Here is a 17,658-nt window from a genome sequence, read left to right on the forward strand (position 1 = left end):
CACACTCGATGACCATGAGCACTCCAAACGCCTCGCCGAAAAGCACCTCGGCATACGTGGCGCAGGCCGCGATCGCGTTCGGCGTTAGCTTGTTCGGGGCGGGCGTCGGCATCTTCTATCTCCCACTGGACGTGTGGCAGCGCGGCTTCATGGCGATGTCCGTGTTGTTCCTGGTGACCAGCAGCTTCACCCTGGCCAAGGTCGTCCGCGACCAGCACGAGGCCAACTCCACCACCCACCGCATCGACGCGGCGCGGCTGGAAAAGCTGATGGCTGAACACAATCCGTACGAACCGAAGATCTGACCACCGCGGGCGAACACTCCGCGCGCGGGTCCGGCGACGAGGGGTCCGGGCCCGCCCGGGGGTGTTCGCCCCCTTCGGGCCGGGCGCACACCGCGACCTCCGATGACGCGCCCCGCCCTACTTCAACTCGCGCTCCCGATCCGCCGACTCCTCCAGATACGCGCGCACCCGCTCGGCCAGTTCCTCGGACCAGCCCGGCGGGTCCGCGATGGCGGCCCACGCGTCGAGCACCAACGTGCCGTAGCGATGACCGTGCCCGTCGGCGACGCGCTGCGCGTTCGGCAGGTCGGCGGCGACCTGCCAGAACGTGACGATCGGATACCACGTCATGGTGGGCGTGACGTCGGGCCCGCGCGGTTCGCGCAGCCAATCCGGTTCGGTGAACAGCAGATCCGGCGACCACCACACCACCGGATCGGACGCGTGCTGGAGGTACACCACGCGCGGGTTCAACCAGGTCTGCCCGGTACTCCACAGGTCGGCGCGCGCGTCGGCGAAACGCACCACCAGCCCGTCGGCATAGATCGGCAGCACCTCGGGTGAACCCGGATCACGCCGCGTGACGAACTCGCGCCAGAGGCGATTGGAGTTCGGCGGCCCGACCCACAGCACACCGTCGGTGCGCGCCCGCAGGTCGGCCAACCCGCTGAACGCGCCCTCCGATCCCTGCGAACCCAGGCTCTCGCCGTAGACCAGCAGCTTGGGCCGCGATTCCGGGGGCAGCGCCGACCAGCGCTCGTGCACCTTGTCGAACACCAGGCGTCCGGACTCGGTGGCCTTCTCCTTGTCGGAGAGGAACGAGAGCGCGCTCGGCAGATACGAGTACTGGGTGGCGACCACGGCGGTGTCGCCGTCGAACATCAGCTCGATCGATTCGACGCTCGTGGAGTCCACCCAGCCGGTGCCGGTGGTGGTGACCACGACGAGCACCTCGCGCTCGAATGCCTTGGTGCGCTCCAGTTCCGCGACGGCCAGCTCGGCCTGCGCTTCCATGCCGTCGGCGGATTCCAGGCCGGTGTAGACGCGGATCGGTTCGCGGGCGGGGCGTCCGGTGACCTGCTGGATGGTCTCCGCGCCGGGGGCGTAGGACACGAACCAGCGGCCTTCGGAGCCGAGGGTGTCCCACGCGGCGAGCGAGGCCGGGCTGCCGGAGCGTTCCGGCTGGATCGGTGGCACGGCGTTGGGCGAGGTGTTGCTGTTGCGCACGCTGAACGCCGAATTGGCCACGTCGAAGAAGACCCGCACCAGCACGCCGTTGCCGAGCAGCAGCGCCAGCACCACCACGGTCACCACGCCGATCGGCAGCGCGACCCGGCGCGGGATCTTCACCCACCGGACCAGCTGGTTCGTCACCCAGCGCACCAGCCACCGCAGCCCGCGGGCGAGCCCGATCACCAGCGCGCACACCGCGGCGCTGAGCAGGCCGGTGCGCAGGAAGCCCGACGTGGTGGTCGGTTCCATGTCCATCAGCGCGGTGATCTCGCGCTGCCAGTAGGCCGAGCGGATCATCACCAGCACCGCCGCCAGCGCGCACACCGCCACCAGCGCGCCCTTGGCCACGGGCACCAACCAGCCGGGACGGGCCGCGATCCGCTCCTCCACCGACGCGGGCAGGCGCACCTTCGGCGCGACCCAGCGCCGGTAGGCCCAGTGCAGCAGGCAGCCGACGCCGTAGCCGATCGCGGCGTTGACGCCGCTGACCAACCCCGCGAACAACCAGTCGCGGGGCAGCAGCGACGGCGTCAGCGACCAGCAGAAGAACAGGGTGGCGACCACCAAGCCCGGGTAGTCCGGATGGAACCAGCGAGCGAATCTGCCGCCCAGACGGGCGAACCTATCGCGTAGCTCAGCGGTTGCCATCCGAGCCTCCCTGGAGGGTCAGATTGCGCTGGCTCCGAACAGTTTCGGGAGCGTGCCCTCGTAGGCGTCGCGCAATTCGGCCATGGTAACCGAGAAGTGGCCCTGCACCTCGACGGAATCGGAACCTTGGTCCACGACGCCGATCCGGGTCCACGGCAGGCCGCGCGCCTCGCACATCTTGGTGAAACGGGTCTCCTCCGACCGCGGCACCGCGACGAGCACGCGGCCCGCCGACTCCGAGAACAGCGCCACGAACGGGTCGGCGCCCTCGGGAAGCAGGATGCGGCAACCGGTTTCGCCGGCCAGCGCGGCCTCCACCACGGTCTGCGCGAGCCCGCCCTCGGAGAGGTCGTGCGCGGCGCTGATCATGCCGTCGCGGGAACCGGCGGTGAGCACCTCGGCCAGCAGCCGCTCGCGGGCGAAGTCCACCTTCGGCGGGACGCCGCCCAGGTGACCGTGCGCGACCTGCGACCAGATGGAACCGCCGAACTCGTCGTGGGTCTCGCCGAGCAGGATCAGCGTCTCGCCGGGCTCGAGGCCCAGGCCGGTGGGAATGCGGCGGTGCACGTCGTCGATGACGCCGAGCACACCCACCACCGGGGTCGGCAGGATCGCGTCCTGGCCGGTCTGGTTGTAGAAGCTCACGTTACCGCCGGTGACCGGGATGCCGAGGGCCACACAGCCGTCCGCCAAGCCGCGCACGGCCTGCTGGAACTGCCACATCACGCCCGGGTCCTCCGGCGAACCGAAGTTCAGGCAGTTGGTGACGGCCTTCGGCGTGGCGCCGGTGGTGGCGACGTTGCGGTACGCCTCGGCCAGCGCCAGCTGCGCGCCCGTGTACGGGTCGAGCTTGGTGTAGCGGCCCGACGCGTCGGTGGCCAGCGCGATGCCGCGGCCGGTCTCCTCGTCGATGCGGATGACGCCCGCGTCGGCGTGCTCGGCCAGCACGGTGTTGCCGCGCACGTAGCGGTCGTACTGCTCGGTGATCCACTTGCGGCTGCACAGCTGCGGACTGGCCAGCATGGTCAGCAGGGTCGCGCGCAGTTCGTCGGCGGTCTTGGGGCGCGAGAGCTTGTCGGGAGTGTCGGCGACCAGCGCGTCCTGCTCCTCGGGGCGCCGCACCGGGCGCTCGTAGACCGGGCCCTCATGGGCGACGGTGCGCGGCGGCACATCCACCACGGTCTCGCCGTGCCAGGTGACGATCAGGCGCTCACCGTCGGTGACCTCGCCGATCACCGTGGCCAGCACGTCCCACTTGCGGCACACGTCCATGAACGCGTCCACGTTCTCGGGGGTGACCACCGCGCACATGCGCTCCTGCGATTCGCTGGAGAGCACCTCGGCCGGGGTCATGCCGGTCGCGCGCAGCGGCACCTTGTCGAGTTCGATGTGCATACCGCCGTCCCCGGCGGCCGCGAGTTCGGAAGTGGCGCAGGACAATCCGGCGCCGCCGAGGTCCTGGATGCCGACCACCAGATTGGCCGCGTACAGCTCCAGACAACACTCGATGAGGACCTTCTCGGTGAACGGGTCGCCCACCTGTACGCTCGGCAGCTTCTTGCGGCCGGTGCCCGACTCGTCACCGGAGAAGGTGTCCGAGGCCAGCACCGAGACGCCGCCGATGCCGTCCAGACCGGTGCGCGCGCCGAACAGGATGATCTTGTTGCCGGTGCCCGAGGCGAACGCCAGGTGCAGGTCCTCGACCCGCATCACCCCGGCGCACAGCGCGTTGACCAGCGGGTTGCCCTGATAGGAGGCGTCGAAGACGGTCTCGCCGCCCACGTTCGGCAGGCCGAGGGAGTTGCCGTAGCCGCCCACGCCGCGCACCACGCCGTCCACTACGCGGCGGGTATCGGGCGCGTCGGCCGCGCCGAAGCGCAGCTGGTCCATCACCGCGATCGGGCGCGCGCCCATCGCCATGATGTCGCGCACGATGCCGCCGACGCCGGTGGCCGCGCCCTGGTAGGGCTCCACGTAGGACGGGTGGTTGTGGCTCTCCACCTTGAAGGTGACCGCCCAGCCGTCGCCCACGTCCACCACGCCCGCGTTCTCGCCGATGCCCGCCAGCATGGACGCGCGCATCTCGTCGGTGGTGGTCTGCCCGAAGTAGCGCAGGTGGACCTTGGAGGACTTGTAGGAGCAGTGCTCGCTCCACATCACCGAGTACATGGCCAGCTCGGCGTCGGTGGGGCGGCGGCCGAGGATCTCCCGGATGCGGGCGTACTCGTCGTCCTTGAGGCCGAGCTCTTTGTACGGTTGCGTCACGTCGGGGGTTGCTGCGGCTGCGCTGACGGTGTCGACCTGCGGAGTCACGGAGTTACCTGGGTCCTTTCGGCCGGGCAGAGGGTTCGGCGAACCGGCGGAGCCGGCGGGTAGGCGAACTCGGTGCGGCGACGGACGTTGTCGCAGGGTTCCGGCGAGTTGCCCGGCTGCCAGTCTAGAGGGCGGGCGCGGCGGCCCCGCAGGTGAGGGGCGCGATCCGGGGGTGCGCGGGCCGGCTCCGGTGAAGTGCCGGTCGCTGGATTGTTGCCCGAGCGTTCGGGGCGGTGCCGCGGGCGGTGTGGTTTTGCACGGTCAGCGCGCGGTCGCGACGGGTCGGACCGGGCGGTTTGCCCCGCCGGGGTGCAGCGCCCCGACGAGCGGGCGGCACCGGATACTCTGTGCGGGTGAGCGAACGAACGGGGGTTGCGAATTCGGCCGGTGCCGCGCCCGGCGTCCAGGAGCCGAACCCCTCCTCCTCTCCGGCGGCCACCGCCTCGTCCCGGCACCTGCGGTGGCTGGCCGCGGCCCTGGCGCTGTTCCTGCTGTCCGCGGTGATCTCCCTGCTCGCGCACTGGTGGTACGGGTACATCGATCTCCAGGTCTATCGCAACGGCGCGCGGACCTGGCTGGACGGCGGGGATCTGTACGGACCGATGCCCCCGGTGTTCGGGATCGGCCTGCCGTTCACCTATCCCCCGCTGGCCGCGCTGTTCTTCGCGCCTTTGGCCCTGATGCCGTTGCAGTTGGCCGAGATCGCGGTGCTGCTGACCTCGCTCGGCAGCCTCGGCATCACGCTGTGGCTGGTGCTCGCGCGGGTGCGGCCGCAACTGGATCGCACGGTGGCGGTGCCGCTGGTGATCGCGGCGCTCGCGTTCTCGCTGTACCTCGAGCCGGTGCGCCAGACATTCGGATTCGGGCAGATCAACCTGGTCCTGATGGCCGCGATCGCGCTGGACTGCCTGGTGCGCAAGCCTTTCTGGCCGCGCGGCATGCTCATCGGGATCGCGGTGTCGATCAAGCTGATTCCGGCCGCATACCTGCTGTACTTCCTGCTGCGGCGGGACTGGAAGGCCGCGGGCACCATGGTCGCGTCGGCGATAGGCGCGGTCGGCGTCGGGTTCCTGCTCTTCCCCCGCGACTCGGTGGACTACTGGTTCCACACCCTGCACGACACCGGTCGCATCGGCCCGCCCTACTTCGCGGGCAACCAGTCGTTGAAGGGGTTCGCGTTCCGCCTCGGGGTGTCCGACGGGGCCGCGACCGCGATCTGGATCACGTTGTCGCTCATCGCGATCGCGCTGGCCGCCGTGTGGATGCACCGGCTGATCCAGGCCGGCGCCACCGTGGCCGCGCTGCTGGTCAACGCCGCCGCCATCCTCCTGGTCTCCCCGGTTTCGTGGTCGCACCACTGGGTCTGGATCGCGCCCGCCCTGCTCGTCGCCGCCGACGCCCTCGCCCGCATCCGCGTCGGCACCCGCCGCGGCCGTGGCTTCACCGCGACCGTCCTCGGCTTCACCGTGCTCTTCCTCATCGGCCCCCAGTGGCTGCTCCCCCACTCCGACGACCTCGAACTCGACTGGACCTGGTGGCAGCAGATCCTCGGCAGCAGCTATGTCCTCGCGACCTTCGCGGTGCTCGTCGTCGCCGTCGCCCTCTACCGCCCGGTGGTCGCTCGGGCGTCCGAAACCAACTCGGCCCCAGCCTGATCGGGGTCCGGTCGCACTGCCGAGTAGCCAGCCGATTCGGGTACCGGGGACGACCTTGCGCGCCGGGATGACCGAGGCGCTCGGCTCGCAGCTGCGCAACCGTGTGACATCGACGATCGCTCCGCATCTTGCGGACTCGGCCGCCTTGGGCTCAGGCGTTCACCGTGTCCGGGGTGAGGAAGGCGGTGAGGGCGGCGGCGTAGGCGGGGACGTCGGCGGTGCCCATGAGTTCGCGGGCGGAGTGCATGGCGAGTTGGGGGGCGCCGACGTCGACGGTGGGCATGCCGGTGCGGGCGGCGGTCATGGGGCCGATGGTGGAACCGCAGGGGAGGTCGGCGCGGTGGACGTAGCGCTGGAGCGGGACGTCGGCCTGGGCGCAGGCCAGGGCGAAGGCGCCGGCGCCGACGGAATCGGTGGCGTACCGGAGGTTTTGGTTGACCTTCAGCACCGGCCCGCCGTTCACCTCGATGCGGTGGGCGGGTTCGTGGCGCTCGGGGTAGTTGGGGTGGGTGGCGTGCGCCATGTCGCCCGAGGCACAGACCGAACCGGCAAGGGCCGCAAGGTATTCGGCGCGCCCACCCCCGCGCGCCAGCACGATGCGCTCCAATACCGAAGGCAGCAGATCGGATTGCGCGCCGCGATCGGACTGGCTGCCGACCTCCTCATGGTCGAACATCGCCAGCACCGGCACCGCCGCGCCGGGCTCCTCGATCGCGGCCAGGAACGCGCGCAGGCCCGCGTAGCAGGTGCCCTGATTGTCCAAGCGCGGCGCGCTCACCAGATCGGCGTCGCGGCCCACCAGCCTGCTCGGCGCGAGGTCGTGGGTCATCAGCTCCCAGCCCAACACGGCGGCCGGGTCCACCTCGGCGGTCTCGGCGACGAACGAGAGGAACGAGCGCGGCCGCTCCCCCACGCCCCACACCGCGTTCACGTGCCGCTGCGGGTCCAGCGTCACGCCGCGCCGGTCCTCGGCGAGGTGGATGGCCAGCTGCGGCACCCGCAAGATCGGCTCGTCGACGCGAATCAGGTGCTCGCGCACCGCGTTTCCGTCGCGCACGGTGAGCCGTCCGGAGACGCCCAGCTCCCGATCCAGCCACGAGTTCAGCCACGCGCCGCCGTACGGTTCCAGGCCCACCAGCTGCCAACCCGCCACCGCGAGATCCGGATGCTGCTTGACCCGCAGGTTCGGGCTGTCGGTGTGCGCGCCGACCACCCGGAACGGCGTGTCCCCGCCCGCGTCGGCCCACGCCACCAGCGACCCGCCGCGCACCACGTAGTAGCGCCCCGCCGCCTGCGGCCACGCCGCCGCCTCCGCCAACCGGGTGAACCCCAGCGCGTCCAGTTCCGCCGCGACCGTGCGGCACACGTGGAACGGCGAGGGCGAGGCATCGATGAACGCGCACAGCCCTTCGGCGGTCGCGCTGGTCGTGACAACGGGCATGCCGCCGATCCTATGCGCAGCCGCACAGCCGCGGCCCGCACGCCCGCGACGCTCCTCGGCGCATCCCCGATCCGGAGCAGCGAGCGGCCACGCAGGTCGCGACGATCCGCCTCGTCACCGGGTATCGGTTCCTGCGCCGCTGACCACAGCAAACGACAACACTCCGCATTAATCCCCTTGTATCGCACGGGTAATTGCCGGGAAACTCATCGCGATACTCCGGCGCTAGACTGTTCGGCGAGCTGGAAAAGAGAATGTCCGGTGAATTCTGGACGGAGGGGCGGCGATCATGAACGCGCCCGTGGAAATCATCAATATCGCGCCGCGCACCGGGGCGGGCGCGATCGTGGGGCCGTCGTGTGAGGCGGCCGCGGCGCTGGCGGCCGCCGAGATGAACGAGGGCACCGGCATCCTGGGCCGCGAGGTGTGCGTCACCACCATCGACGGCGGCGGGCCGCCGCAGCGCGTGGCCGACGAGGTATCCGCCCTGCTCGCCACGGGAATGGTCCACGCTATCACCGGAATTCCCATGCCGGAGAACCGCTCCGCCGTCACCAGGGCCGCGGCGGGTCGCGCGCCGTGCGTATTCGGCGTCGGCCACGACGGCCTCGACCCCGAACTGCCCGGTGTATTCATGATCGGCGAGCACCCCGGTATCCAAACGCTCGTCGCCGTGAACTGGCTGTACCGCGAATTCGGCGCGCGCCGGTGGGCGGTGGTGGCCAGCGAATACGGCTGGTCGCGCCGAATCACCCCGGCGCTGCGGACAATCCTCGCGCCCACCCACGAGATCGTGGCCGAACATTTCGTCCCACTGGGCGCGACCGCATTCGACGACGTGCTCGGCGATCCCCGTCTCGACGACGCCGACGGCGTGATCCTGCTGCTCGTGGGCGGCGACGCGGCCCGCTTCAACCGCGCGTTCACCCGGGCGGGCCGCGCCGACCGCCAGTTCCGCACCGGCCCGACGATCGATGAGAACGTCCTGCTGGCGGGCGGTCTCGACGCCAACCGCAACATCTACGTGCCCTCGCGCGTGATCCCCGACCGCCGCTGCGCGGGCGACCGCGACCTGCTGGACCGCTACCGCCGCCTGCACCGCGGCTTCGCCCCCACCTTCAGCCGCTTCGCCAACGGCGTCTACCGCTCCCTGCACGCGCTGCGCGCCGTAGCCGACGCCACGGGCTCCTTCGACACCACCACCATGCACCGCACCCTGGCCGACCGCCCGGTACTGGAGAGCGCCGTAGGAACATTCACTTTCCGAGGCGACCAGATCGTCACCCCCACCTTCCTCACTCGCGCGGCAGGCGCCGACTTCGAAACCCTCGACCTGATGTGATCGGGACCGGCGCAGCGAACATCGGAAGGTGTCGGCTCAGCTTCCTGCGACCAGTTCCAACAACCGCTTCAGCTCCGCGTACCGGCGCGCCCCCATCTTGGCCTGCAACTGGCGCTCGGCCAGTTCCTCCTCGGCCCGCACCGCCTCGACCAGCTCCACACCCAGTCTGCTCAGGCCGATCAGGATGCGCCTGCGGTCCTCCTCGGCGGCGACGCGGAAGATCAGGCCGCGCTCGGCCAGGCAGTCCGCGTGCCTGGTGGCCGAGGAGGGGGGTAGCTGGGAGCGCGCGGCCAGCTCGCTCATAGTGACGCCGGTCTCACTGGAGAGGTTGCACAGCATGGACCACTGATCGGCGGAAAGCTGCCTGGCACACAGTGCGGCGTCGAGGTGACGGAGCCAACGGTGTTCGGCGGCACGCAGCGCGCCGTGCAGCGTGTCGTATCCGTTTAGAATGGTCGTCATTTCCCCGCCTGCTTTCGAAATTCGCTCGAACAGAAGAAGAGTACCGAATGTCAGCGTTCGGCGAGAGCCCGGACGGCTCGATCGAGATCCTCGACATAGTCCCCGCGCAAGGCCCGGGCGGGATCTTCGCACCCTCCTGCGAAGCCGCGATTTCGCTCGCGGCGAGCGAAATCAACCGGGGCAGGGGAATTCTCGGACGCGAAATTCGGACCACGACGATCGACGGCGGACGCCCGCCCCGTGAGGTGGCCGCCGAGGTGTCGGCCCTGCTCGCCACGGGCATGGTGCACGCGATCACCGGCTGGCACACCTCGGCGGTGCGCCGCGCGGTCGCCCGCGTCAACGACGGACGGGTGCCGTACGTTTTCGCGATCAGTCACGAGGGACTGCCGGAGCCGCCCGGCGTGCTGATGCTCGGCGAGCACCCCGCCGGGCACACCGTGGCCGCCGTGCACTGGCTGCGCCGCGAACTCGGCGTGCGGCGCTGGGCGATCATCGGCAGCGACTACATCTGGCCCCGCGAGACGGCGAAAGCGTTGCGCCGCAGCCTTTCCGATCAGAGCGACATCGTCCTGGAACGCTACGTCCCGCTCGGCGCGACCGATTTCGGCGACTTCTTCACCCACCCCGATCTGGACCGCGCCGACGGGGTGGTGGTACTGCTGGTCGGCGCCGACGTGGTGCGCTTCAACCGCCGGTTCGCCGCCACCGGGCGGTCCGCCGACCAGGTGCGCGTGAGTCCGGCCGCCGATGAGAATGTGCTGCTCGGCGGCGGTGCGGGCGCCAACCACAACCTGTACGTGCCGTCCCGCTTCTTCCTCGACGACCGGCTCCCCGACGGCCGCCACCGCAAGGCCCGCTACCGCGAGAGGTACGGCGAGTTCGCGCCGGCGCTCACCAGCTTCAGCAACGCCACCTACGAGGCGATCCACGCACTGCGCGGCCTGGCCGAGGCGGTGGGCTCGCTGCACGTGCCGAGCATCCAGCGCGCCCTCGCCACCGGCGTGCGCTACGAGACCCCCAGCGGCCCAAGGGGTTTCGACGGCAACCAGGCCGTGCAACCCGGCTATCTCGCCAGAGCCGAAGGGGTGGAATTCGTCCTGCTCGACCGCATCTCGTGAAAAAGGCCCGGAACCAGCGGGTTCCGGGCCTTCACACCGAAAAGATCAGGCCGACACCAGGGTGTCGAGCACCGAGAGGAACAGGCCGAGCCCGTCGTCGCTCGGGCCGGTCAGCGGCTCGGTGGCGTGCTCGGGGTGCGGCATGAGCCCCACCACGCGACCGTTCGCCGACGCGATGCCCGCGATGCCGCGCTGCGAGCCGTTCGGGTTGTCGCCGGTGTAGCGGAACACCACGCGGCCCTCGCCCTCGAGCTCGTCGAGCACGGCGGCCGAGGCCTGGTAGCGGCCCTCACCCGACTTCAGCGGGATGAGGATCTGAGCGCCCGGCTCGTAGCGGGAGGTCCACGCCGTGTCCACCGACTCCACGGTGAGCCACTCGTCGCGGCAGATGAAGTGCAGGCCCTCGTTGCGGGTGAGCGCGCCCGGTAGCAGACCGGCCTCGCACAGCACCTGGAAGCCGTTGCAGATGCCAAGCACCGGCAGGCCCTGGCCGGCCGCGCGCACCACCTCGCCCATCACCGGCGCGAATCGGGCGATGGCGCCGGCGCGCAGGTAGTCGCCGTAGGAGAAGCCGCCGGGCACGACCACCGCGTCGACCTGCTTCAGGTCGGCGTCGGCGTGCCAGAGGCTCACGGCCTCGGCGCCCGCCCGGCGCACCGCCCGCGCCGCGTCGACGTCGTCGAGCGTGCCGGGAAACGTGATGACCCCGATGCGTGCCGTCATGGCAGCCGGACCACCTTCCACTCCTCGATGACCGTGTTGGCGAGCAGGCTCTCGGCGATCTGCTCGAGCTCGGCGTCGCTGACATCGTCGGCCACGTCCAGCTCGAATCGCTTGCCCTGCCGCACATCGGAGATCCCGGCGAATCCCAGGCGCGGGAGCGCACCGACGATGGCCTGCCCCTGGGGGTCCAGGATCTCGGCCTTCGGCATCACCTCGACCACGACTCGTGCCACGCGTTGCTCCTCATATGGGTGTGCGGGGTGTGTCTGAGCAGCGCGATTGGCCGCGCCGACCATGATTTGCGGCCGCGCCGACCGGTACCCGGTACCCGCGGCGCGACGGTCAAATGGTAGCCGCCGAGCCCGCGCCGCCCGCCGCCAGGGTCACCCGGCGACCGCGCCCGAGCCAATAGCATGGCGGCATGCGCATAGCCCACTTCGGTCACTCCTGCCTTCTCGTCGAGCTGCACGGTAAGAAGGTCCTGTTCGATCCGGGCACGTTCTCGCACGGATTCGAGGGCATCACCGGCCTGGACGCGATCGCCGTCACCCACCAGCATCCGGACCACATCGACCCGAACCGCATCGAGGCGCTGATCGAGGCGAACCCTGGCGCGCGCCTGCTCTGCGACCCGCAGACCGCCGCCCAGCGCGGCGGCCCCTGGGAGGCGGTGCACGCGGGCAACGTGCTCGACCTCGGCGATCTGCGGATCACGGGCGGCGGCGGCAGGCACGCCGTGATCCACCCCGAGATCCCCGTGGTCGACAACACCGTCTTCCAGCTCGGCACCGCCGACGATCCGGCCGAGCTCGTGCACCCCGGCGACTCGCTGTGGGTGCCGCCGGTCCCCGTCGGCGTGCTGGCCGCGCCCGCGGTCGCGCCGTGGATGCGCATCAGCGAGGCGGTCGACTACCTGCGGGCGGTGAACCCGCGCACCGCGTTCCCCATCCACTTCGGGATCATCCAGCCGGAAGCCCGGGGCATCTACTTCGGCAGGCTCTCCGAAATGGGGCCCGCCGGAACCGAATTCACCGTGCTGGAACCGGAGGATCAGCGCGAGTTCTGAGCGCCGCCGAGCGATCGCACGAATTCACAAGCTCCCAAGACTATTGTCTGCGGGCGGCTGAGTATTTCATTGCGCAACGTAACGTTTCGGGCCGTTCCGATATGCATGGGGTGATGCTCGGCTGTCGAACCTCAGGAGGAGAATCCATGCGTATGGTGCGGAAGATCGCGGCGGCGACGGCGCTGGCGGCAGGTGCGGCACTGGCGGGAGCCGGTGGCGCACAGGCGGATACGCTGGACTGGCTGCCGCCGCGCTGCATCGGCCTGAGCCCCTACATCGTCGACATGCCGCACGTGGGCTCGGTCGGGGTCTACCAGCGCGACGGCCGCGGCGGGCGCCCCGACATCCAGGTCGGCGACTCCCAGCACAGCTTCTGGGGCTATGACAGCCACCTCTCGGTGACCTGGACCAACCTGAACACGGGTGCGTCCGGGCTGCTCCAGGGCTCGCGCCGGGTGGGCTTCTACTCCCAGCCCGTCACCTTCTACGACGTACCGACCGGGGCCGGGCCGGTGCGCCTGGACCTGCGCGTCACCAATGTCGGCCCGGTGCCGCTGCCGCCGGTGACCTGCTCTCTGGACGCCAACGTCGGCTAGTTCGCGCCGTAGGTCGTCAGGAACAGCGCCTCGGCGAGAGCGATGTGCTCGATCTCGCTGGGATCGACGCTCTCGTTCGGGGCGTGGATGAGGCAGCGGGGTTCCTCGACGCCGATCAGCATGATCTCGGCGTCGGGGTAGGTGTCGGCGAAGACGTTGCACAGCGGGATCGAGCCGCCCTGCCCCTGCGTGGTGGTGGGGCGGCGGTAGGACGCGGCCAGCGCGGCGTCGAGCGCGGCGCGGGCCGGACCGCCGCTGGGCGAACGGAACGGCGCGCCTTCGGATTCCGGCTCGATCGTGATGCGCGCGTGCAGCGGGGTGTTGGCCCGCAGATGCGCTTCCAGCGCTTCGTGCGCCTCGGCCGGTGAAATACCCGGCGGGATACGGAGATTCAGCCGGGCGCGCGCGGTCGGCTGGATCGCCGCCGACGACCCGACCACCGGCGGGGCGTCGATGCCCAGCACGGTCAGAGCGGGCCTGGCCCAGAGCATTTCGGCGACGGTGCCGCTGCCCGCCAGATCGACGCCGTTCAGCACACCGGCGTCCAGCCGGAACTGCTTGGGCGAGTACTGCGCGCCGTCCCAGGTCTGGGTGTTGTCGAGCCCGGCGATCGTGGTGTTGCCCCGCTCGTCGCGCAGACCGGCCAGCACCTGGATCAGGGCGGCCAGCGCGTCGGGGGCGGCGCCACCGAACATGCCCGAATGCATCGGCCCGGCAAGGGTTTCCACCGTCACCACCACGTTCACGTTTCCGCGCAGCGTCTCGGTGAAGGTCGGCACGCCGACCGCGAAGTTGCCGCAGTCCGCCACCACGATGGCGTCGGCGCGCAACAGGTCGGGGTTGCTCTCCACGAATCGCTCCAGCCCGCCCGTGCCCTGTTCCTCGGAGCCCTCGGCCACCAGCGTGACGCCGACCGGCAGGTCCGGGCCCACCGCGCGCAAGGCCGTCAGGTGCGCCACCACATTGCCCTTGCAGTCGGCCGCGCCGCGCCCGTACCAGCGGCCGTCCTTCTCGGTGAGCGTCCACACCGGTGTGCGCCAAGCGGATTCGTCGAGCGGCGGTTGCACGTCGTAGTGGCAGTACAGCAGCACGGTCGGCGCACCGGGCGGCGCGGGACGCGACGCGATCACGGTCTTGCTCCCGTCAGGCGTCTCGTGCAGGCCCACCTTGGTGAGGCCCACCGCGGCCGACGCGTCCGCCACCCATTGGGCGGCGCGCTCACACTCCTCCGGCGGGAACTGACGCGGATCGGCCACCGATTTGAACGAGACAAGCTGCGCCAGATCCTCTTTCGCGTGCCCCATCAACCCGGCGACGCGAGCGCGCAGCTCGGCGGTATGCGGATCGTCGGTGGTCATGTCAGCGCCTCATTTCGTGGTGTGCTCGAGTTCGAAGGTGCGCACCTGGTCCAGATAGGTGCCGAGCCGGTCGGGACAGTAGGTCGCGATGGCCAGTTCGACGGCCATCACGGTATCGCGATCGCCGATCACCGGCCGACTGGCCGGACCGGACGCCCCGTTCACGATCGCGGCTTGATAGCGGGCCTTGACCAGCGGGTTGTCCGGGTCCGCGCAGACCAGTCCGCCGTCGTCGCCGAGGGCGGCGGCGATCACGCCGGGTGCGGGGGCGGGCAGGCCCGCATCGATCAGCAATTGGTGCAGCCGTTCGGCTTTCGCCGTGGCGATCTCGTCGTCGTGATGGTCGTCGAAGAGCACGACGCCCACCACCGCGAGCACCAGCAACAGCGCGCCGACCACCAAGTAGATCAGTCGGCGGGCCCGGTCGGGGGCATCGCCGAGCGTCATGCGGCCACCCCTTCCGGCGTCTCGGATTTCCAGCTCTCCCTGCGGAATCGGTAGAACAGGTACGGGATGAGCAGCCCGACCACACCCAGTCCGCCACCCACGATCAGCACGTACACGATCGGGGACCCGCCGCCGAACTGCGAGGGCGGCACGAACCCGATCACGAAGGCCGCCGACGCCGCAACGGTGCCGAGGCCACACAGCGCGAACAGCGCCGGCGCGCGATAGCCGCGCGGATGATCCGGTCGCAGCCGCCGCAAGCGCACGGCCGCCGCGAACATCAGCACGTACATGATCAAGTAGACCTGGGTGGTGATGACCGACAGGATCCAGTACGCGCTCGACACGTCGGGGATGAACGCGTAGAGCAGGGCGATCAAGGTGGTGAACACGCCCTGGGCGACCAGCATGTTCTGCTGCACGCCATGCTTGTTGAGCCGGGTGAGCACCGGCGGCAGGTACCCCTCGGAACGCCCGATCAGCAGCAGGCCCTTGGACGGGCCCGCCAGCCAGGTCAGCATGCCGCCGAGCGCCGCGGCCACCAGCATGATGCCCACCACCGGCGTCAGGAAACCGATGCCGAAGTGGGCGAAGAAGCCGTCGAACGCCTGCATCACCCCCGCGGTGAGGCTCAGGCTCGCCGCGGGCACCACCCAGCTGATGGCCAGCGCGGGCACGATGAAGATCACCAGCACCAGCCCGACCGCGAGGAACATCGCCTTGGGGTACTCCTTGGCCGGGTCCTTCAGCGACGAGACGTGCACCGCGTTCATCTCCATGCCCGCGTAGCTGAGGAAGTTGTTGACGATCAGCACCAGGCTGGCCAGGCCGGTCCACGCGGGCAGCAGGTGCGCGGCGTCCATCGGCGCGGCCGATGGGTTGCCCTGGGCCAGGAAGACCACACCGAGCAGTACCAACACCGATCCGGGCACCAGTGTGCCGATGATCAGGCCCATGCTGGACAGGCCCGCGACGGTCTTGGTGCCGTGCGCGGAAATGTACACTCCGGCCCAATAGACGGTGATGATCACGATCGCCACGTACACGCCGCTCGCGGCCAGCGACGGGTGGATGATGTAGGCGAAAGTGCTTGCGACATAAGCGAGCAGGCTCGGGTAGTAGAAGATCGTCATGGCGAACTGACACCAGATCGCCAGGAAACCAAGGGGTTTCGACAATCCCTCGCCGACCCACTTGTACACACCGCCCTGCCAGCCCGAGGCCAGCTCCGCCGCGACCAGCGAGGTCGGCAGCAGAAACAGCAGCGCCGGAACGAGATACAGGAACACGCAGGCCAGGCCGAACACCGCCATGGTGGGCGAGGCGCGCAGGCTGGCCACCGAACTGGTGGTCATGAGCGCGAGCGTCACCCAGGAGATGTACTTGGTGGTGACCGCCGCCTTCGTCGCCGTGCCGGTCATGCCCGCCGCCTTCCGCTCCATCCAGCTCAGGAAAAACCCATGCTCCGAACTCACGAACCACACCGCGTCTTGGCGCGATAGTAGCCGCTCAGCATCCTCGGCGTCCCGGCGAATTACTCACTTCAACAGCGGATTCGTTGCAGAATGAATCGGCAACCGTCACGTGGCAAACACCGAGCAGCTCGCTGGGAGAGGTCAGATGCCCGACGCACCGGATTTCGACGACCTGTTCGCCCTGCCCGAACTCGACGCGCCCGCGCCGCGCGACCGGTTCCCCGAGAAGGAGACCTTCTCGCGGGTCGCCTACCAGATGGTGCACGACGAACTGCTGCTCGACGGGGTCTCGCGGATGAACCTCGCGACGTTCTGCACCACCTGGGTGGACGACGAGGCGCGCCGGTTGATGAACGAATCGATGGACAAGAACATCGTCGACAAGGACGAGTACCCGCAGACGGCCGAGTTGGAGCGGCGCTGCGTGCGGATGCTCGCGCACCTGTGGCACGCGCCCGATCCGGGGACCACGCTGGGCACATCGACCACGGGGTCGAGCGAGGCGGCGATGCTGGGCGGATTGGCGGCGAAGTTCCGCTGGCGCAAGCGCGGCGGGTCCGGGATACCGAACTTCGTCTGCGGGCCGGTTCAGGTCTGCTGGGAGAAGTGAATATACGGGGGTAATTCATTCTTCCTGTTCAGAGGCGCAATCTCCCGATGACCGTAAACCGCACGCGCGCCGCCCGCCAGCTCGCCCGCCAGCTCAGCGACCGCAGCCACACCCGCGTGACCCTCGACTACCACGACAGCGTCCACACCACCGGCCGCGCGTGGCACATCCACTGGACCGACGGCCCCACCTGGCGGCAGATGCTCGCCCTCGCGGCCGGCCTCGGCCACCAGTCCCCCGGCATCGACGTCGCACAGCTGCACCCCGCGCGTTCGCACACCGCCCTCGGCGAGGCGGTATCGGTGCTCGGGTGGCTCGACGCCGACCCGGACCGCGTCCATCACTATCCCGGCGTCTGGCGCGAGTACGCCTGCGACGAAATCGCGTACCCGGAACGCGCTTCCGCGCAGTGGCGGCACCGCGGCCAAGCGCTGCTGGCCCTCGGCGAAGGCCGACTCGAGGGCGGTGCGCTCACCGCGCTCGAGACACGCGTACATGCCGCGGGCTGGGCGGCCGCGCTCGACTGGCTGGACGAGTTCGGCACCAGCGGCCGACGCCTCACCGCCATCTGAACGACGGGGACTCCGATGAAACTCACCCGCACTACAGAGATCTCACCCCCCCGCGGTGGCGAGGTGGTCTACGCCGCCCACGTCGACGGCCGCCGGATCGGCTGGGTCGGTGACGAACGCGCCTGGCGCGGCCACCGGTTCGGCGGGCGCCGATGGTGGGCCGCCTGGCGCGAGGACGGCGACACGGCCGCCCGCTGGAACACCGGCGACCACCCGCTGCGGACTCGCGCCGAGGCGGTCGCCGCGCTCACACAGGCCTTCATCTCGGGGACGTGATGCGGTCCCTGCGGGAACCGGACGCGGCCGCGCCGC

18 protein-coding genes are annotated in these 17,658 nt (G+C 70.1%); 9 read left to right on the plus strand and 9 right to left on the minus strand.

From position 1 onward, the window contains the following. Nucleotides 1-14: 14 nt before the first annotated feature. Nucleotides 15-305 carry a YiaA/YiaB family inner membrane protein gene (locus tag DFR74_RS25875; RefSeq protein WP_067505091.1) on the plus strand — a complete coding sequence of 97 codons (291 nt, stop codon included), beginning with the start codon at nucleotides 15-17 and terminating at the stop codon, nucleotides 303-305. A 117-nt stretch (nucleotides 306-422) separates the two neighbouring features. Here DFR74_RS25875 and DFR74_RS25880 read toward each other — a convergent pair whose 3' ends face one another. Together DFR74_RS25880 and purL are read right to left on the minus strand one after the other, a co-directional pair. Further along, a complete protein-coding gene (locus tag DFR74_RS25880; RefSeq protein WP_067504857.1) occupies nucleotides 423-2,165 on the minus strand; it encodes an alpha/beta hydrolase in 1,743 nt (580 codons plus the stop codon). An 18-nt stretch (nucleotides 2,166-2,183) separates the two neighbouring features. Continuing rightward, nucleotides 2,184-4,478 carry a phosphoribosylformylglycinamidine synthase subunit PurL gene (purL, locus tag DFR74_RS25885; protein ID WP_067504860.1) on the minus strand — a complete coding sequence of 765 codons (2,295 nt, stop codon included), beginning with the start codon at nucleotides 4,476-4,478 and terminating at the stop codon, nucleotides 2,184-2,186. Nucleotides 4,479-4,831: 353 nt separating this feature from the next. Here purL and DFR74_RS25890 point away from each other — a divergent pair, with 353 nt between their 5' ends. Next, nucleotides 4,832-6,133 carry a glycosyltransferase 87 family protein gene (locus DFR74_RS25890; protein WP_084537390.1) on the plus strand — a complete coding sequence of 434 codons (1,302 nt, stop codon included), beginning with the start codon at nucleotides 4,832-4,834 and terminating at the stop codon, nucleotides 6,131-6,133. A 151-nt stretch (nucleotides 6,134-6,284) separates the two neighbouring features. Here DFR74_RS25890 and DFR74_RS25895 read toward each other — a convergent pair whose 3' ends face one another. Beyond that, nucleotides 6,285-7,574 (minus strand): M18 family aminopeptidase, encoded by a 1,290-nt coding sequence (locus DFR74_RS25895; protein WP_067504863.1) that lies wholly within the window; start codon nucleotides 7,572-7,574, stop codon nucleotides 6,285-6,287. 289 nt (nucleotides 7,575-7,863) lie between these two features. Here DFR74_RS25895 and DFR74_RS25900 point away from each other — a divergent pair, with 289 nt between their 5' ends. Further along, on the plus strand, nucleotides 7,864-8,916 hold the full coding sequence (locus tag DFR74_RS25900; protein WP_067504866.1) for an ABC transporter substrate-binding protein: 1,053 nt from the start codon (nucleotides 7,864-7,866) through the stop codon (nucleotides 8,914-8,916). 36 nt (nucleotides 8,917-8,952) lie between these two features. On the opposite strand, the gene DFR74_RS25905 is transcribed toward DFR74_RS25900, so the two are convergent. Continuing rightward, nucleotides 8,953-9,378 (minus strand): MarR family winged helix-turn-helix transcriptional regulator, encoded by a 426-nt coding sequence (locus DFR74_RS25905; protein ID WP_067504870.1) that lies wholly within the window; start codon nucleotides 9,376-9,378, stop codon nucleotides 8,953-8,955. Nucleotides 9,379-9,425: 47 nt separating this feature from the next. Here DFR74_RS25905 and DFR74_RS25910 point away from each other — a divergent pair, with 47 nt between their 5' ends. Next, nucleotides 9,426-10,499, plus strand: a complete 1,074-nt coding sequence (locus DFR74_RS25910) for a substrate-binding domain-containing protein (protein WP_067504874.1) — start codon at nucleotides 9,426-9,428, stop codon at nucleotides 10,497-10,499. Between the two features lie 45 nt (nucleotides 10,500-10,544). On the opposite strand, the gene purQ is transcribed toward DFR74_RS25910, so the two are convergent. Together purQ and purS are read right to left on the minus strand one after the other, a co-directional pair. Further along, the gene (purQ, locus tag DFR74_RS25915) at nucleotides 10,545-11,222 is read right to left on the minus strand and encodes a phosphoribosylformylglycinamidine synthase subunit PurQ (RefSeq protein ID WP_067504878.1); all 678 of its coding nucleotides are present in this window, start codon (nucleotides 11,220-11,222) and stop codon (nucleotides 10,545-10,547) included. After that, nucleotides 11,219-11,455: a phosphoribosylformylglycinamidine synthase subunit PurS gene (gene purS / locus DFR74_RS25920; protein WP_067504881.1), complete on the minus strand. Its 237-nt coding sequence runs from the start codon at nucleotides 11,453-11,455 to the stop codon at nucleotides 11,219-11,221. Before purS ends, purQ begins: the two co-directional genes overlap by 4 nt. Nucleotides 11,456-11,643: 188 nt before the next feature. Between purS and DFR74_RS25925 the strand changes: the two genes are divergently transcribed. Beyond that, on the plus strand, nucleotides 11,644-12,288 hold the full coding sequence (locus DFR74_RS25925) for an MBL fold metallo-hydrolase (RefSeq protein WP_067504883.1): 645 nt from the start codon (nucleotides 11,644-11,646) through the stop codon (nucleotides 12,286-12,288). Nucleotides 12,289-12,434: 146 nt separating this feature from the next. Further along, nucleotides 12,435-12,884, plus strand: a complete 450-nt coding sequence (locus DFR74_RS25930) for a hypothetical protein (protein ID WP_147265926.1) — start codon at nucleotides 12,435-12,437, stop codon at nucleotides 12,882-12,884. On the opposite strand, the gene DFR74_RS25935 is transcribed toward DFR74_RS25930, so the two are convergent. From DFR74_RS25935 to DFR74_RS25945, 3 genes are read right to left on the minus strand one after another with little or no spacing between them, the layout of a single operon-like run. Beyond that, a complete protein-coding gene (locus DFR74_RS25935; protein ID WP_067504888.1) occupies nucleotides 12,881-14,242 on the minus strand; it encodes a dipeptidase in 1,362 nt (453 codons plus the stop codon). The two genes, DFR74_RS25930 and DFR74_RS25935, sit on opposite strands and share 4 nt — an antisense overlap. A gap of 9 nt (nucleotides 14,243-14,251) precedes the next feature. Beyond that, the gene (locus DFR74_RS25940) at nucleotides 14,252-14,689 is read right to left on the minus strand and encodes a hypothetical protein (RefSeq protein WP_067504891.1); all 438 of its coding nucleotides are present in this window, start codon (nucleotides 14,687-14,689) and stop codon (nucleotides 14,252-14,254) included. Beyond that, nucleotides 14,686-16,110: an APC family permease gene (locus tag DFR74_RS25945; protein WP_067505098.1), complete on the minus strand. Its 1,425-nt coding sequence runs from the start codon at nucleotides 16,108-16,110 to the stop codon at nucleotides 14,686-14,688. The genes DFR74_RS25940 and DFR74_RS25945 overlap by 4 nt, the downstream gene beginning before the upstream one ends. Before the next feature lie 199 nt (nucleotides 16,111-16,309). On the opposite strand from DFR74_RS25945, the gene DFR74_RS25950 reads away from it, so the two are divergent. The 3 genes from DFR74_RS25950 to DFR74_RS25960 are packed head-to-tail and all read left to right on the plus strand — an operon-like array spanning nucleotide 16,310 to nucleotide 17,622. Next, nucleotides 16,310-16,774 carry a pyridoxal-dependent decarboxylase gene (locus DFR74_RS25950; protein WP_067504894.1) on the plus strand — a complete coding sequence of 155 codons (465 nt, stop codon included), beginning with the start codon at nucleotides 16,310-16,312 and terminating at the stop codon, nucleotides 16,772-16,774. Between the two features lie 47 nt (nucleotides 16,775-16,821). Further along, nucleotides 16,822-17,346, plus strand: a complete 525-nt coding sequence (locus DFR74_RS25955) for a hypothetical protein (protein ID WP_067504898.1) — start codon at nucleotides 16,822-16,824, stop codon at nucleotides 17,344-17,346. A gap of 15 nt (nucleotides 17,347-17,361) precedes the next feature. Then, nucleotides 17,362-17,622 carry a hypothetical protein gene (locus DFR74_RS25960; RefSeq protein ID WP_067504901.1) on the plus strand — a complete coding sequence of 87 codons (261 nt, stop codon included), beginning with the start codon at nucleotides 17,362-17,364 and terminating at the stop codon, nucleotides 17,620-17,622. Nucleotides 17,623-17,658 lie beyond the last annotated feature (36 nt).

It is taken from the genome of Nocardia puris (genome assembly GCF_003315035.1).
GTDB lineage: Bacteria > Actinomycetota > Actinomycetes > Mycobacteriales > Mycobacteriaceae > Nocardia > Nocardia puris.